The following is a 15145-nucleotide window of genomic DNA, read 5'->3' on the forward strand; positions in this document are numbered from 1 at the left end:
TGCTAAATCATTAGGTGGATGAAATAGGAGTGCAATCCGCCGATTTGAGTATAAATGGTTAACACCTATTACAGAGCTTTAGATAATAGACTTAAAATACATTAAACGAGATCAACTTAGCACACCCTAAGCATCTCGTTAATACAACCAAAATACAGTAACCGTATGATAGGTATTAGACAATAATGAGTAAATATTCACAGCAAGTGACATTATTAGAATCGCAACTCATCAAGCCTAAAAACTTTAGTTTACCTGCGCAACTAGCTATTAAGGCATTAATTAAGGAAATTTGCTTATCGCCTAAGCCTGGGCTAGTTGATATGAACAATAATGGCGCACACCGTGATATGGATTTTCAAACATTTATCCAAAGCATTTCAGCTATTTCAACTTGGTTTGAACAGTTTTATCAATATGGTAAACAATCGGCTCATCAAGACCCCACTGTTTTTTTAGACGGTATTAGACCCATAGGCATACAATGTGAACAAGCCATGTTTAATGCAACTAATCAAATCAATACCCATAAAGGTGGTATATTTGCTTTCGGTTTATTACTTGGCGCTATAGGCAAACTTGAACAACTCGGCTTAGCATGTCAAATGCAAACAATTTGCGAGCAAGTATCAATAATATGCCAAGGTATCGTCAATAAGGAATTAAAACAACATAATCGATCTCATTCAATTGGCGAAAAGCTGTATAAACTGCATAATCTTCCTGGGGCACGGGGTGAAGCGGAGTCAGGTTACGCAACAGTTAAAAACATTTCATTACCTATTTTAAAAAATATGCAGCAAAGTGGTTACGATGAGGAAACTTGCTTATTACAAACCTTATTATATCTGCTCGCATTTAACCAAGATACCAATTTGGTTGCAAGAGGGGGACTTGATGGATTAGCCTTTGTCCAACAACAAGCTAAAAAACTGATTTTACACGGTGGTGTGATTCATACTCATGGCCAACAAAAATTAAATCAGCTTGATAACGAGTTGATAAAACGTAATTTAAGTCCCGGTGGCTCAGCTGATCTTATCGCCATTACTTGGTTCTTATCACAGTACTAATTCATCTGTACAACAATAATCAGATGGATTCATCACATCAATACCATTGATGGGCTTTGGTTAACTCAACCCTATGCAAGCAGGTGTTATATTACTTTAACTGATAACATTCACCTCTTTTGTTTAAATTCATATATATCAAGGCTGTAACAAAAAACATCAATCCTGTTTTTTATTTATTTTTAAATGATAAATCCCATACACAACAGCCCCCAAGATAGCCATAATCGCTAAAATTAAATAAGCGATACGCATTGAATATCGTAAACTCACGTATCCAACAATAACAGGAAACAATGTCATACCTAATGCGTAAATCGCTTGAAATAATCCCATCGCTGCCGATCGCGCATAAGATGGAATAGTAGATGTTGCTTCAAACGTTAAAAAAGAAAATAATATTCCTGTACCCATTCCAGGAATAATTTGTAGTAATAAAATGGCATAAGGTGATGAACTCTGCGGTATCAAAATGCAATATAACGCCAGCAACATAAAAGACAGAATAATCCAAGTAGATATACTTAATTTATTAACCAAGTTACTTGCCCCCACTTTACCAAACAAGACTGATGCCAACATATAAATTATTGAAGATAAACCAATTAAGCTTGAACTTGCACCTAATCCACTTAATATCTGATTAGTAAATGACATAGTTGTCGACATTTGTATCCCCTGCTGAATCAAAGCCAACAAAGAAAAAAACAGTAATTTGCGATCAAAAAACACGTTAAGCAAATTATGATATTCAAAATTGTGATGAATTCTTTCAGGGTATTTCAGTCTGATAGCCAAGATAAAAGCAATAAATCCGCTTAAACAACTAAGTAAACAGATAAATTGCATCCCAAAATATTCAAATAGCAAGGTACTTGATAAAAATGCTAAAAAAATACCAAGATTATTTACCATAATAATTAAACTAGTGGCATAACTTTTTTTCGATTTAGGATAAAACCCCATAAACAACACCATAAATGATATCCACATGGCGCTGGCAAATCCTGAAATAATATTACCAATCAAAAATCCCCAACCTGTAGGCTGTATAAGACGAATAATTGAAGCAAATCCAGCTAAAAATGATCCTAATACAATAAATATCTTATGCTTTTCTTTAACATTGGCTAATAACCCAACCGGTATGCGTAAAAATAACTGTGAAACACCATAAGCGCTAACCACCATACCAATAAAATTGGTCGTCATATGGATTGCAGCTAAATAAGGGGTTTGATAAGGAATATAAATATATTGTGCATACCAGAAAAAAAACACAATACACAACAACAAATACGATCTTTTTTTTGCCACTTTCATTGGAACAACATTTTATTTCTTATAATTACTTTATGTAAAAATATATCTAAATTAGATATTTAGCAACAAACAAATCCATCTTGTCTAAATTTTTAAACTATGTTAGCTTGAAGTAAGTCAAACAACGATAAAAATAATTTTACAAATTAGCAGAAAATATCTTCTATAAATTTTTATAACCGATATTCCCTATACCTTATTTGGCGGATTTTAGTTTTTATCAGTGTGTAACCATTCGGTAATGTAATGGAGAAAATAATGGATTATCAAAGTATTGCACAACAAATTTTACAATTAGTCGGCGGTAAAGCTAATGTTGTTAGCTTAACGCATTGCTTTACTCGTTTAAGGTTTCAATTAGTTGATAGCAACAAAGCGAATCGTGAAAAATTATTACAAACAGAGGGCGTTATTTCGGTTGTAGAAAGCAGTGGACAATATCAAGTGGTACTAGGAAATAAAGTCACCAAAATTTATCAAGAAATCATACCATTACTCGGAAAATTAGAGACCAGCGAACAAACGCCACCTAAAGTATCAATTGGCGTAAAAATTCTTAACGCTTTTGCTGCTATTTTTACGCCCGTGATTCCGGCAATTGCCGCATCTGGTATGTTAAAAGGAATTTTAGCGATTGCTGTTATGATTGGTAATTATTACTATCAAACAGATATCAAAACTTACAACACCTATACGATTTTACATGCTGCATCAGATGCAGTTTTCTACTTCATGCCAATAATACTAGGCTATACCGCTGCAAAAGTATTTAAAGCCCACGAATTTATATCGATGATCATAGGGGCAACGCTGTGCTATCCATCAATTGTCACGTTAATGGCAAGTAAAACTGAAGTCACTCTGTTTACTATTGAATTAACCAAAGCAAGTTACACCTCTAGCGTTATTCCAATTATTTTAGCCATATTCATTTTAAGTTACGTACAAAGATTTTTAGAATTTATCATCCCTGAAGTATTGAAAATTATCATGGTACCAACCTTTTCATTACTGATTATGATACCAGCTACATTACTAATTTTCGGTCCTATTGGCATCTACATTGGCGAATTTATAAACTGGATCTATTACTACATTATGGGTGTTAGCCCTATTTTATTAGGGGCATTTATTGGTGGTATCTGGTGTATATTAGTCATCTTTGGTGCACATCGGGCAATTGTGCCAATCGGCATTAATGACGTAGCGCAAACTGGTCGGCAAAACTTACTCGCTTTTGCTGGAGCCGCCAATTTTTCACAAGCTGGCGCGGCATTAGGTGTATTTTTCAAAACCAAAAATAAAAATTTAAAAACAGTTGCGGCATCGGCAACCATTACCGCTTTATTTGGGATTACTGAACCCGCAATTTATGGTGCGAATTTAAGATTAAAAAAACCGATGATTTGTGCGGTTATTTGTGGCGCTATCGCTGGCGGGCTAATGGGCTGGGGAGGATCGTACGGTACTGCTTTTGCCAATCAAGGGGTATTAACCATTCCTGTTTACGCTGAAGCCGGTACAACTGCATTTTTATGCTATTTAATTGGCATATCTTTTGCTTTTTTCGGTTCATGCATTTTAACGATGATTGTTGGATTTCAAGATCTACCAAGCGAGGAAATGTCTACATCAAACCAAACGCATAGCCCAGATTTATTACTTTCCGATCAGACTATTACCTCACCTATCAAAGGGCATGTTATTGCACTTAGTGAAGTTAAAGATGAAGTGTTTGCATCTGGCGCGATGGGTAAAGGTGTCGCTATATATCCAGAAATCGGTGAAGTCATTGCGCCAGCAGATTGCACAGTTACAGTACTTTATCCCACTTTACATGCCATAGGTTTAAAATTAGATAATGGATTAGAGTTACTAATCCATATTGGTATCGATACGGTAAACCTGCAAGGCAACTATTTTCAATCTTATGTTGAAGTGGGGCAACACATTAAACAAGGGACTAAAATTGTATCCTTTGACATCGATAAGATTAAACAACAACAATATGATTTAACAACATCAATAATTGTCGTTAATTCAGAACAATATAAAAATGTCGATTACACCAAAGATATCGACGTTAATTATCAAGACCAATTATTATTTATTCAAGTTTAGAGGTAAAAATATGAAAACATTTGCTAAGGATTTTTGGTGGGGTGCATCTTCTTCTGCATTTCAAATTGAAGGTGGATGGGATGCCGATGGCAAGGGAATGACAGTTGCTGATTATAATTCATTTCAACGCTCAGCAGTACAAGCCGATAGCAAAGTTGCCAGTGATTTTTATCACCATGTAGAGAGTGATATTGCGTTGTTTAAAGAGTTGGGCTTAAAAACTTATCGTTTTTCGATATCTTGGGCACGTATTATTCCTGATGGCGATGGTAAAATAAATCAAGCTGGGATCGATTTTTATAATCGAGTAATTAACGAATTAATAAAAAACGGTATCATTCCATTTATCACCCTTTATCATTTTGATTTACCTTTTGCATTAGTTGATAAATATAATGGTTGGCAAGACCGCCGTTGTGTCGATGCGTTTAGACGCTATGCTCAGGTCTGCTATAAAGCATTTGGCGATCGGGTAAAACATTGGCAAATCAATAATGAACAAAATTTGATGATTCGAGTTAATGAACGAATGAACATGTATAAAGTCGCACCAGCAGATACTGAAAAAGTGAGAGCACAAATGGATTACCACATGTTTGTTGCGCATGCGATGGCAACTAATGATTGTCATGAACTAATTGCGGGAAGCAAAGTGGGACCGGCGGTATCATCCACCATGACCTACCCTGCAAGTAACAAACCAATGGATGTTTGGGCAGCTAAAATGAATGATAATTTTAAAACTAATTATGCCCTAGAAATGTATTGTTTCGGTGATTACCCAGGTTATTACAAACACTATTTACAACGTTGTGATATCTATCCACAAACCCAGCCGGAAGATGCCGACATTTTAAAACAAGCTAAACCGGATTTTATTGCGGTCAATTACTATCGAACATTAGTCGCAAGCTATTTGCCGGAAGATGCAAAGCATCCATTTGGAACTAAACATAATGATATCGATTTTGATCTGTATGGTTACTTTAAAATTGAAAAAAACCCGAATTTAACAGCAAGCACTTACGGTGCACAAATTGATCCAATGGGTTTACGTTTAGTCCTCAATGAATATTATCGACAATACCGCTTACCCCTAATCATTACTGAAAATGGCTTAGGTACTCCAGACGAATTAACACCAGATAATAAAGTGCATGATGATTATCGCATTGATTATATTAAAGCTCATATTTCAGCTTGTCATGATGCGATTGAAGATGGTGTTGAGTTATTTGGTTATTGCCCATGGTCAGTCATTGATTTATTAAGTTCTCATCAAGGATTTAAAAAACGTTATGGCTTTGTTTATGTTGATCGAGATGATCATGACTTAAAAACACTAAATCGTATCAAAAAAGATAGTTTTTATTGGTATCAAAAAGTGATTAAAGATAATGGAGTTTAACCCTTTCATAGCTATCAATTGACAAATATGGGGCTAAATAAAGCCCCATTCTATTGCTGAAAATTGTGTTAATTACTGATTTATCACATAGCTAACCTGATGTGCTTCGGTCGGTAAGGGAACTTGCCATTTAATAAACATGCGCTGAATTTTTTTATTCGCTAAGCTTGTATCGCGTTTTAAATTACGCCGATATAACTCTTGTTCCGGTTGTTCTATATAAACGATTTCAACCTCGGCGTGATAAGCATAGAGTAAATCGAGTGCTTTTTGCCGCATATCCTGTGACAAATGGGTAGCATTCCAAATAAAAGGCTGCTTATCTCGTAACCATTGTTTCACCTTAGCTAATACAAATTGAATCACTAATCCTTCATTTTCGCCATGCTTTAATTTGAGTTCACTGCGCGCATCATCATAAGAAGCAACCGGCCATGTTGGATAATGCTTACTCACCCAACTATTTTTGCCCGAAGCCGGTAAACCAGACATCAATATCACTTTTGATCCTTGTTGTGGATATAGTGCATAATCAGGCAAGACATTACTGCCGCGAAAATAGTGTACTCGCGTATGATCATCAACAAATTGGCGAGGTTGATACAGACACTCTTCTTCTAGCGCGAGTTGTTTAAATAACTCCACTTCATCCAAAGTTCTAGCTTTATCAGCACATATACGCCCCAGCATATCCGCTTTCGCTTGCAGGCAAAGCATCCAAACCGGTAATTGCCATGACAGACGATGCACAAGGTATTGGGGTGAATAGCGCTGATGCGTATCACTTAACGCAAAAAACGGAACTTGATGAACAGCGATAATACGACATATCTGTTCACGTAGTTCAAAAGGGACGGCCATTTGCCACAACAATACTCTGCTACGAATTTCCCCCTTTTGGGAGTGTCTTGGTTGACTGATTTTACCCGTGACCTCATCAATCACGGTGGTTTCTGGTTTAGCAATATCATGTAACAACGCTGTCATAAATAATACAAATTGTTGCTCCTCGGTGGCTTTTGCAAACTCAGTTTGTTCAATTAATGCGCGCAATACCATTTGTGTATGTATCCAAACATTACCTTCACCATGATGCAACGGGTCTTGTGGTGTGGTAATAAGCGCAGTTAATGCTGGAATACACGTTAACCAGTCATCGAAATTATCTTTAGCAATACTGTTAGCCACTTGCTGTTGTAATTGTAAATAGTCCATTATTTATCTCCCTACGCCAACTTGCTGATTCCAATTGACGGTTAACTGTGGTGCGTATAAATCGACATTATCAGCCAGTTGATTGGCAATAAACGGCTGCTCTAAATGGTGTTGACCAGCGTCTAAAATAGCTTGTACAAAATCTTGTCTCACCCATTTTAAACGATCGATTGTGTGATGTTCGCTTTCGATTTTTAAATACAGCCCTTCCATTAAATCCGAGCGGTCACACTGCTGCCACGCTTTGGCTAAATCAATCTTGTCACGTGTGACTATTTTTTCAAAACAAGCCTGCCAATGCTGAGTTTTGGCAAAAGACTGTTTAACTAACGCTAATAAGTCAGCTAATTTAGTCGGTGCTTGCCCAGCAAATAGCACCGGTACCGATAAAACCGGACCATTAGCTAATAGCTGATGCCGCTTTTGGGTCGATAAAAAACATTGTTGCTGTCTATCCCAAACATCAAATTCACAAAAATAGTGAGGTAATGCATCATAAAAGATAGTGTGTTTTTTATGTAACCATTCACCATACATGATATAACGATCTTCTAACCGCTCTAATAGCCAATGTTCATGTACACTAGCCCAGTGTTTTAATAGATTAAATTGACGCTCTCTTGAACCACCCATCAAGTAATGGCCGCGCGATTGTAATAACAGTTCGCCACTTTGCGAAAAGCTTATAGCACAGTTAGCACCATCGAGTTTTTCTTCAACGACAATATAGCAATTATGTAACTGGTTATAAGCACGCTGTCCGTCGGTGCTATCACCAAATTGTAAGCGTGAACCCTGTAAATGGGGTGTTCTTGGATATTTAATTAATTCTAAATTTTGAATATAAGATTCCATTGTCATGATGTTTTCTCCAAAAATATAAGGGAAAACCGACAAGGCAAAAATCTATAAATTGAAGTGCAACGAGAATGCTTTGAGAGGTAAAAGCAAAAATACAATATGATAGAAAATACCGTGCCGGCATTAAGATAAAGTGTTAACTACAGGCATTTTGCCACCTCGCTATAATAAAAAGTTTAGGTTAAAAAAACGGCGCCATTATCTGGTTGTGCCGCTAGCTTGTCAAGTCAATTTATAATATTTAATAATCAATGCTAGTAACAATGAAGAATTTCAGTATGATTATAAGTAGGATACGAAGATAACGTGACTGAGGTTATTATGGATGTTGAAATTGTGCAATTTCCCGCAACAAATTTAGCGGTTATCGAACATCATGGTTCGCCACTGTTAGAACATGAAACTGTCAATAAACTCATTAAATGGCGACAAGAGAACAACTTATTCGATAACGAAAAATACCGATGTTATGGTATCCATTATACCAATCCCGCTATCACACCGTTAGAACAGCATCACGTCGATTTTGCTATTTCAATAGACAAACCTATTGCTAAAAATGCCTATGGCATTGTCAGTAAAACTATTCCCGCGCTCCGCTGTGCCAAGGCTCGTGATATTGGTTCGCGAAATAATAACCAAGCTATTATCTATTTACTTGAACAGTGGTTACCACAAAGTAGAGAGAAAATAGGCAGTTATCCACCGATTTTTCATTACGTAAATGTAGGATTAACTATTCCAACATCAGAGATGATAACCGATGTGTATTTGCCATTAGCGTAACAAATAAACTCGGTTATCTAACAGAACAAAGCTTATTTAGGTGAATAATCCTCACCAAAATAGTGTTGGCTGATTGCCGTTAGTTTGCCATTATTGATAATTTTTTGTATACCTTGGTTAATATCTTGAGTTAATCGCTCACCACTTGCGCCTTTACTAATTAACAAATAACTAAATGGAGAACCAATACGATCACCATCTTCTTGACTTAATTCTATCGTTTTGAGATTGAGTTTATGTTCATTGATATATTGCGATAGCATCACGTTATCTATTAACTGAAAGTCGTATTGACCACTCTCGACATGTTGCAACACAGGTAGTAAATCGGCTTCACTATAAACAATTTTAACAGGATTATTGGGATTTTGTTCATTGTAGGTTTCTAATGCTGTCGCATAATTAAGTCCTGGTGTGACTTCAGTTGATTTTCCTTGAAGATCAGAAAAGCGATTAATGTCATTATTACTTTTAGCCACAGCAATAACATACTGGTTTTTAAAAATTGGATCGGAATAGAAATATTTTTCTTTGCGCTTTTCATTCATAGCATAATTATTGGCACCAACTTGATAACGCTGAGAGTCAAGTCCAGCTAAAACAGATGAGAATTCAGTCACTTCAAAACTAATTTCATATTGAGGTAACTCGCTAAATATGGCTTTCACCACATCAATATCATAACCCACCAATTCCCCTTTTTCATCGACCGTTGTAAAAGGGTTTGGCGATCCTGAAGTCCCAATAATAATTTTTTGTTTTGTTGTGGATTGTGAATCTTTATTTTGGTTATCACAACCAGACAAAAACAACGCGGCTAAGATGACAAAACCATACCATTTTTTATAGTTCATACCGTAATTCTCCTTTCATTTTAAATGAGCATTATTGAGTTAACCTTAAATAAAACCCATATTTTTCATTTCAATTCGATGATCGGCCTGATATCGAGCCATACCTGTTTTCATTAAATCAAACCCTAAGTTTTTATAAAATTCTACTGTTTGTGGATGAGTATAAAGAATGATATTGCAATGCTGTACCTGTTCAACGAGCTTTTCAACAATTAAGCGTCCATATTGTTGCCCGTGCAAGTGTTTAGCTAATGCAATGTTATAAATTGCCGCCTGACAAATACCGTCCGATAATGTACGACCAACGCCCACAACGCGATCTTGTTCCAGCAAAAAAATCACACCATAACTGTTTTTAAACACTCGCTCTTGTGCTGTTGCATCGAGCGAACTAAGTCCATAAAAAGCCAATAAATCGGCAACATCTTGCCAATTAATATTTTCACAATGTTGTTGAATCTTTATACTCATTGATACCTCTTAAACTGATTAGATTTCATAATCCATTTGCATTGCACTAAAATATCTTGCTAAAAAAGATTTGGTTCGTGGTTGGGTCGGATTATTAAACACCTGCTTAGGTGAACCATCTTCAATAATTTGTCCTTTATCTAAAAACAGTACTCGACTAGCTACTTCATGCACAAAGCTCATTTCGTGCGAAACAAGGATCATCGTAATCCCTGATTGTGCGGCTAATTTGATGGTCGATAATACTTCGCCAACTAACTCAGGATCGAGCGCTGAAGTGGGTTCATCAAGCAGTAACACTTTAGGGTCCATCGCTAATGCTCTGGCAATCGCTACTCGCTGTTGTTGCCCACCAGATAGCTGTTTTGGATAATGGTACATTCGCCCCTCAAGTCCGACTTGAACAAGCTTTTCATGAGCAATTTTACGTGCTTTCTCCTTTGGCAATTTTTTTACAATAATCAAACCCTCCATCACATTTTCTAAGGCATTTTTTTGATGAAAAAGATTAAATTGTTGAAATACCATAGCTGACTTTTGGCGAAACTGAACAATATCACGTTGTTTAATGCGGCTAACATCCAAGCCAAAATTATCAATTTGGATGTTACCTTGCTGGGGTTTTTCAAGTAAATTTAAACAGCGTAGTAAAGTGGATTTACCTGCTCCCGATGCGCCGATAATAGCAACAACTTCATGCGGTTTTATAGCGAAATTAAGATGATCTAAAATAAGATTATCCTGAAAAGATAACGTTAAGTTCTGTACCTTAATCATAATAATTTTCCTCGGCGATAACTGGGTGTATTCACACTGTCAGAAATCGTTAACCGGTTTTCCATATACTTAATGATTAATTCAATAATAATGGTTAAAGCCCAATAAATAAGTGCCAAAGAGATATAAACCTCAAAATAACGATAACTGTGTCCTGCTAAGGTTTTACCGCGACCTGTCATTTCAGTGACTGAACAGACAAAGGCTAACGAAGTTCCTTTAAGCAAGCCGATAAAAGCATTACCAAGATTTGGTAAGGCCACAATAAATGCTTCAGGAATAACAATACGTCGTAACAATTGGCTATAACTCATCCCTAACGATTGTGCCGCCTCAATTTGACCTTTACTGACCGATTGTAACGCGGCTCGTATAGTCTCGGAGTTATAAGCAGCTTCATTAAAAGAAAAGGCAATGAGTACAAATAGCATTGGAGGCACACTATTAATATTAAAATCAGTATGATAAAAATAGTTGATATAACGCAGAACAATTGGGATCCCATAAAAGCTTAAATAAAGCTGAACAAGTAAAGGCGTTCCTCGAATAAATGAAACAAAAACCGATGCTAGTTGCGAAAGAACAGGAATTTTATTCATTTTAACAATGGCAATCACTAACCCAAACATTACGCCAAGCAGCATTGAAAAAAAGGTAATAAATAACGTGACTGGCAAATAAGCCAGTAACGTAGGTATTTGAGTAAATATCAATCCGAAATCTAATATATTTGGCATGCGTATTATCCCAATAATCAATTATTGATAAGTACGAAATTGTTTATCTCTGTTATGAGGAGTATGCCAATGACTAACATCAGGCCCTAAGGGCAAAATATCATAAGGATTGTGGGCATTATTACCTAAAAAGTACCCTTTTTTAATTGACTCAAAATCGGTTGTTTCACCAAAAGCGGGGATTTGATAAAGATCTCGGGCATAAGCCCATAAATTAGGAAAATCAATAATTCGATTACGATTTGTGTTAAAAGCAGCATAATAAGCCACATCAAAACGCGCTAATGTAACGTATAAGCGAATATCCGAATCGGTAATGTGATCACCAAAAAGATATCGAGACTTACTTAGGCGTTTTTCTAATTCATCTAATCGATTAAAAACAAGATGATAAGCGTGTTCGTAAGCTTTTTGTGAGCGAGCAAATCCCGCTTTATAAACACCATTATTGACTTCATGAAAAATCACATCATTCAATTCATCAATTTCAGTACGCAAATGTTCCGGATAGAGATCAGGCGCACCCGCTTTATGGAAAGGTTTGAATGCAGTTTCCCAATAGTTGGTTAATTTAAAATAGTCGTTGTTGACAACTTTGCCGGTTTTTACATCGACAACGGTCGGGACTGTTGCTCGTCCATTATATTCAGGATCGGTTTTAGCGTAAATTTCTGGTAAATAACGGATGCCTAACACTGGGTCAACACCATTAGGATCAAGTGAAAACTCCCAACCATGCTCAGTGCGAATTGGCGCAACTTTGCCAACACTGATCACATTTTCCAAACCTAATAATTTGATAACAATCATCTGCCGATGTGCCCAAGGACAAATCGCCGCCCAAATTAAACGATAACGACCAGCCTCAACCGGTAACATACCCGGTTTATTTCCAAATGGGGTATCAAAACGATTTGTTTGACGAACAAAAGCACCGTCTTGGTTAATTTCATTATTTTCGGTAGTAACAACTTTTCCTATCGCAATGGCCATATGCTTACTCCTATTTTTTGATGCGTTAATTTCAAACAATCCAACCCTTGGATAAAATCAATCTAACATCAAAAAATTAATGGATAAAATAACAAATAAGCATATTTATATAATTATCAATTATATAGAAGATGGTGTCTGAGCAAATAATTAACCTAACAACAATAACTATTTACCTAAACGTTTGTACAATCTTTCAGGGCGGCCTATCTTTCCATGATTAAGTTCGACAGTTAATACTTTAGTTTGAACACAGTACTCTAAATAGCGTCTAGCTGTAGTTTTACTGATTTTTGCTTTTTCAACAATTTCATCAACGGTTTGAGGGGTATCGGTATGCATAAAAAGATCTTTAACCTTTTGCAAGGTAATTTCCTCTATCCCTTTTGAATGACGATTAATATCAACAAAATCTTTGGTTTGTAGGTTGAACAGTTCATCAATTCTTCGCTGATTGACATGTTTTTGTAAGCTTTGACGATATAAGAACAGTTCAAAACGTGCTAACGAGTGTTTTAAACGTTGATAAGACACCGGTTTAATTAAATAATCGAATGCTCCATATCTGATGGCTTTACTACAAGTATCCATATCGCTAGCTGCGGTAATAAAAATAACATAGCAATTTAAGTTGTTATTAATAATATATTCGAATAATTCAATCCCTTTACCATCGGGTAAATAGTTATCTAATAAAATTAAAGTGGGTTTTAACTTTTCTACCATCTTTTTTGCTTCCTCTAAATTGGAAGCAATACCAACGACTTTTACTTTTGTATCTCGCTGAATAAAATCAGCATTTAATTCAGCTAAAATAGGCTCATCTTCAACAATGAGAACTTTAATAGCATCTTCTTTATTTTCTTGCATACTTTAACCTCTATTTTTTTGGTATAAAAACGGAAAAAATTGTTCCGTAAGGCTGATTATCTCCAAATGTAATATAACCATTTGCCTTTTTTATGTAGGTTGACACAAGGTGTAAACCAATACCATGTTCTTTACTATCTTGTGAAGTAACGCCTGGTTCAAAGATAGAGTCTCGAAGCTCTTCTTCTACCCCACAACCTTGATCGCTTACTTCAATGACAATTTCGTCTGTAGCATCACTTATATATAAATAAATGGATTTATCACCATTATCGTTTTTTAAACACGCATTAAATGCATTATCAAGCAGATTACCCAATATAGACATAAATTCAGTTTCAGATATTGAAGCAGGTAATGCATTTAATTGACACGCCGGGTCAAATATTAAGTTCAAACCAATTTCATGTGATTTTGAATATTTACCAATTAATAATCCACAAATAGCGGCTATTTTAAAATGCTGGGTAATGAAATCTAAATTATTTTGATTATCAGCTGAATGTAAAGCGATAAATGACTGTGCCTCATCATAACGCTTCATATAAATTAAACCAGATAACGTTGCCATCCAGTTTAGGTGTTCATGCCTAATTGCCCTTAAATTATCAACATACTGGGTAACTTGGGTCAATTGCATACTTAATACGTTAATATCGTTGAAGTTACGAAATGTGATTACCCAACCTTGTATTTTATCATCAACAATAATTCTAATCCTATTAGCAATAACACTCGTTTCGTTAAAATAACAAATATAATCATGGATATCTTGATTTTGATTATCGCTACCATAAATAAAATCATTAGATTGAATAAAATCACGTAGATTATGATTAAGCAAATCATCATCATCATTATTAAAGTTTAACATACTTCTTGCCGATTGATTGATATTGATTATTTTGTAGTTAAGATCAATTGCGATAATGCCTTCAAAAATTGACTCCATAATCGATTTTTGACTTTTAACCAGTAATGCAATTTCGTTTGGTTCTAAATTAAACATCTGCTTTTTGATGGATTTAGAAAAGCAAAATGAAAAAATAAACAATGCCAAAAAAAGGAGTGAACAAAAAATAATAATCGGAATAAATTGATTAACATGTAAGACATGAATGTCATCAATCATATAACCAACCGAAACAATACCAATGACTTTACCCTTATCAATAATTGGTGCTTTTCCGCGCAGGGCTAAACCAAGTGAGCCTTGGCTTATAGTAACACTACTATTACCACTTAACACTTCGTGATTATCACCACCAACCATAGGGGAATTTAATGCACTATTTGCGGTATGATATAAACGATAGGCCTGAGCATCGCCAATTACAATATAGCTTGCGTCGCTTTGTTCATAAATATCCGAAATCAATTGTGCTATTTTATCAGTATCTCTTTCTTCAACATACTTGATTAAACTCGGTATAACAGCCAGTTCCTTGGCTTGAATTTGTGCTTTTTCGCCTAAACTTCGATACAGCGAGGTTTCTGTCAAATTCCATATATAGCTTTGTAGTAAAGCTAAAATAATTAATGAAAAAATTAAAAGAGAGAAAAATAATTTTGTTGTAAATGATAGATGAATACGTTTTCGCATTTTTATACTTAATTGTCTATTTAATATCGCTAATGGTGAGTTTAACACATGAT

14 protein-coding genes are annotated in these 15145 nt (G+C 35.5%); 4 read left to right on the forward strand and 10 right to left on the reverse strand.

The genetic code is table 11. The features are described 5' to 3' along the window. Positions 1-185 precede the first annotated feature (185 nt). Complete coding sequence (citG, locus tag J3U66_RS05660) at positions 186-1073, forward strand: triphosphoribosyl-dephospho-CoA synthase CitG (RefSeq protein WP_267348324.1); 888 nt, start codon at positions 186-188, stop codon at positions 1071-1073. Positions 1074-1232: 159 nt separating this feature from the next. Here the strand turns inward: citG and J3U66_RS05665 are convergent, their stop codons facing one another. Continuing rightward, on the reverse strand, positions 1233-2396 hold the full coding sequence (locus J3U66_RS05665; RefSeq protein ID WP_267348325.1) for an MFS transporter: 1164 nt from the start codon (positions 2394-2396) through the stop codon (positions 1233-1235). Between the two features lie 258 nt (positions 2397-2654). Between J3U66_RS05665 and J3U66_RS05670 the strand changes: the two genes are divergently transcribed. Both J3U66_RS05670 and J3U66_RS05675 read left to right on the forward strand, forming a co-directional pair. After that, on the forward strand, positions 2655-4517 hold the full coding sequence (locus tag J3U66_RS05670; RefSeq protein ID WP_267348326.1) for a beta-glucoside-specific PTS transporter subunit IIABC: 1863 nt from the start codon (positions 2655-2657) through the stop codon (positions 4515-4517). A gap of 10 nt (positions 4518-4527) precedes the next feature. Then, positions 4528-5925, forward strand: coding sequence for a glycoside hydrolase family 1 protein (locus tag J3U66_RS05675; protein WP_267343624.1), 1398 nt, complete (start codon positions 4528-4530; stop codon positions 5923-5925). 72 nt (positions 5926-5997) lie between these two features. Here the strand turns inward: J3U66_RS05675 and J3U66_RS05680 are convergent, their stop codons facing one another. Together J3U66_RS05680 and J3U66_RS05685 are read right to left on the reverse strand one after the other, a co-directional pair. Beyond that, positions 5998-7140 (reverse strand): AAA family ATPase, encoded by a 1143-nt coding sequence (locus tag J3U66_RS05680; RefSeq protein WP_267348328.1) that lies wholly within the window; start codon positions 7138-7140, stop codon positions 5998-6000. 3 nt (positions 7141-7143) lie between these two features. Further along, positions 7144-8001, reverse strand: a complete 858-nt coding sequence (locus J3U66_RS05685; protein ID WP_267348330.1) for an RNA ligase family protein — start codon at positions 7999-8001, stop codon at positions 7144-7146. Between the two features lie 306 nt (positions 8002-8307). Here J3U66_RS05685 and J3U66_RS05690 point away from each other — a divergent pair, with 306 nt between their 5' ends. Further along, on the forward strand, positions 8308-8787 hold the full coding sequence (locus J3U66_RS05690; RefSeq protein WP_267348331.1) for an AraC family transcriptional regulator: 480 nt from the start codon (positions 8308-8310) through the stop codon (positions 8785-8787). Between the two features lie 32 nt (positions 8788-8819). Here the strand turns inward: J3U66_RS05690 and J3U66_RS05695 are convergent, their stop codons facing one another. The 7 genes from J3U66_RS05695 to J3U66_RS05725 form a co-directional block, all read right to left on the reverse strand. Beyond that, a complete protein-coding gene (locus J3U66_RS05695; protein ID WP_267343628.1) occupies positions 8820-9641 on the reverse strand; it encodes a transporter substrate-binding domain-containing protein in 822 nt (273 codons plus the stop codon). Between the two features lie 45 nt (positions 9642-9686). Further along, positions 9687-10112, reverse strand: a complete 426-nt coding sequence (locus J3U66_RS05700) for a GNAT family N-acetyltransferase (protein WP_267343629.1) — start codon at positions 10110-10112, stop codon at positions 9687-9689. Positions 10113-10130: 18 nt separating this feature from the next. After that, positions 10131-10889 (reverse strand): amino acid ABC transporter ATP-binding protein, encoded by a 759-nt coding sequence (locus J3U66_RS05705; RefSeq protein WP_267333711.1) that lies wholly within the window; start codon positions 10887-10889, stop codon positions 10131-10133. Next, positions 10886-11626: an amino acid ABC transporter permease gene (locus J3U66_RS05710; protein ID WP_267333712.1), complete on the reverse strand. Its 741-nt coding sequence runs from the start codon at positions 11624-11626 to the stop codon at positions 10886-10888. Before J3U66_RS05710 ends, J3U66_RS05705 begins: the two co-directional genes overlap by 4 nt. Before the next feature lie 21 nt (positions 11627-11647). Continuing rightward, the gene (locus tag J3U66_RS05715; RefSeq protein ID WP_267348332.1) at positions 11648-12619 is read right to left on the reverse strand and encodes a glutathione S-transferase family protein; all 972 of its coding nucleotides are present in this window, start codon (positions 12617-12619) and stop codon (positions 11648-11650) included. 168 nt (positions 12620-12787) lie between these two features. Next, positions 12788-13489: a response regulator gene (locus tag J3U66_RS05720; RefSeq protein WP_065634742.1), complete on the reverse strand. Its 702-nt coding sequence runs from the start codon at positions 13487-13489 to the stop codon at positions 12788-12790. 10 nt (positions 13490-13499) lie between these two features. Beyond that, positions 13500-15092: an ATP-binding protein gene (locus J3U66_RS05725; RefSeq protein ID WP_267333713.1), complete on the reverse strand. Its 1593-nt coding sequence runs from the start codon at positions 15090-15092 to the stop codon at positions 13500-13502. Between the last annotated feature and the right edge of the window lie 53 nt (positions 15093-15145).

It is taken from the genome of Gilliamella sp. B2969, assembly GCF_026536195.1.
In the GTDB taxonomy this organism is placed as follows: Bacteria; Pseudomonadota; Gammaproteobacteria; order Enterobacterales; family Orbaceae; genus Gilliamella.

Coding starts and splice junctions, on each gene's coding strand:
- citG (WP_267348324.1), top strand. CDS start 186: ATGAGTAAATATTCACAGCAAGTGACATTATTAGAATCGCAACTCATC.
- J3U66_RS05695 (WP_267343628.1), bottom strand. CDS start 9,641: ATGAACTATAAAAAATGGTATGGTTTTGTCATCTTAGCCGCGTTGTTT.
- J3U66_RS05700 (WP_267343629.1), bottom strand. CDS start 10,112: ATGAGTATAAAGATTCAACAACATTGTGAAAATATTAATTGGCAAGAT.
- J3U66_RS05705 (WP_267333711.1), bottom strand. CDS start 10,889: ATGATTAAGGTACAGAACTTAACGTTATCTTTTCAGGATAATCTTATT.
- J3U66_RS05685 (WP_267348330.1), bottom strand. CDS start 8,001: ATGACAATGGAATCTTATATTCAAAATTTAGAATTAATTAAATATCCA.
- J3U66_RS05715 (WP_267348332.1), bottom strand. CDS start 12,619: ATGGCCATTGCGATAGGAAAAGTTGTTACTACCGAAAATAATGAAATT.
- J3U66_RS05725 (WP_267333713.1), bottom strand. CDS start 15,092: ATGCGAAAACGTATTCATCTATCATTTACAACAAAATTATTTTTCTCT.
- J3U66_RS05720 (WP_065634742.1), bottom strand. CDS start 13,489: ATGCAAGAAAATAAAGAAGATGCTATTAAAGTTCTCATTGTTGAAGAT.
- J3U66_RS05680 (WP_267348328.1), bottom strand. CDS start 7,140: ATGGACTATTTACAATTACAACAGCAAGTGGCTAACAGTATTGCTAAA.
- J3U66_RS05675 (WP_267343624.1), top strand. CDS start 4,528: ATGAAAACATTTGCTAAGGATTTTTGGTGGGGTGCATCTTCTTCTGCA.
- J3U66_RS05665 (WP_267348325.1), bottom strand. CDS start 2,396: ATGAAAGTGGCAAAAAAAAGATCGTATTTGTTGTTGTGTATTGTGTTT.
- J3U66_RS05710 (WP_267333712.1), bottom strand. CDS start 11,626: ATGCCAAATATATTAGATTTCGGATTGATATTTACTCAAATACCTACG.
- J3U66_RS05670 (WP_267348326.1), top strand. CDS start 2,655: ATGGATTATCAAAGTATTGCACAACAAATTTTACAATTAGTCGGCGGT.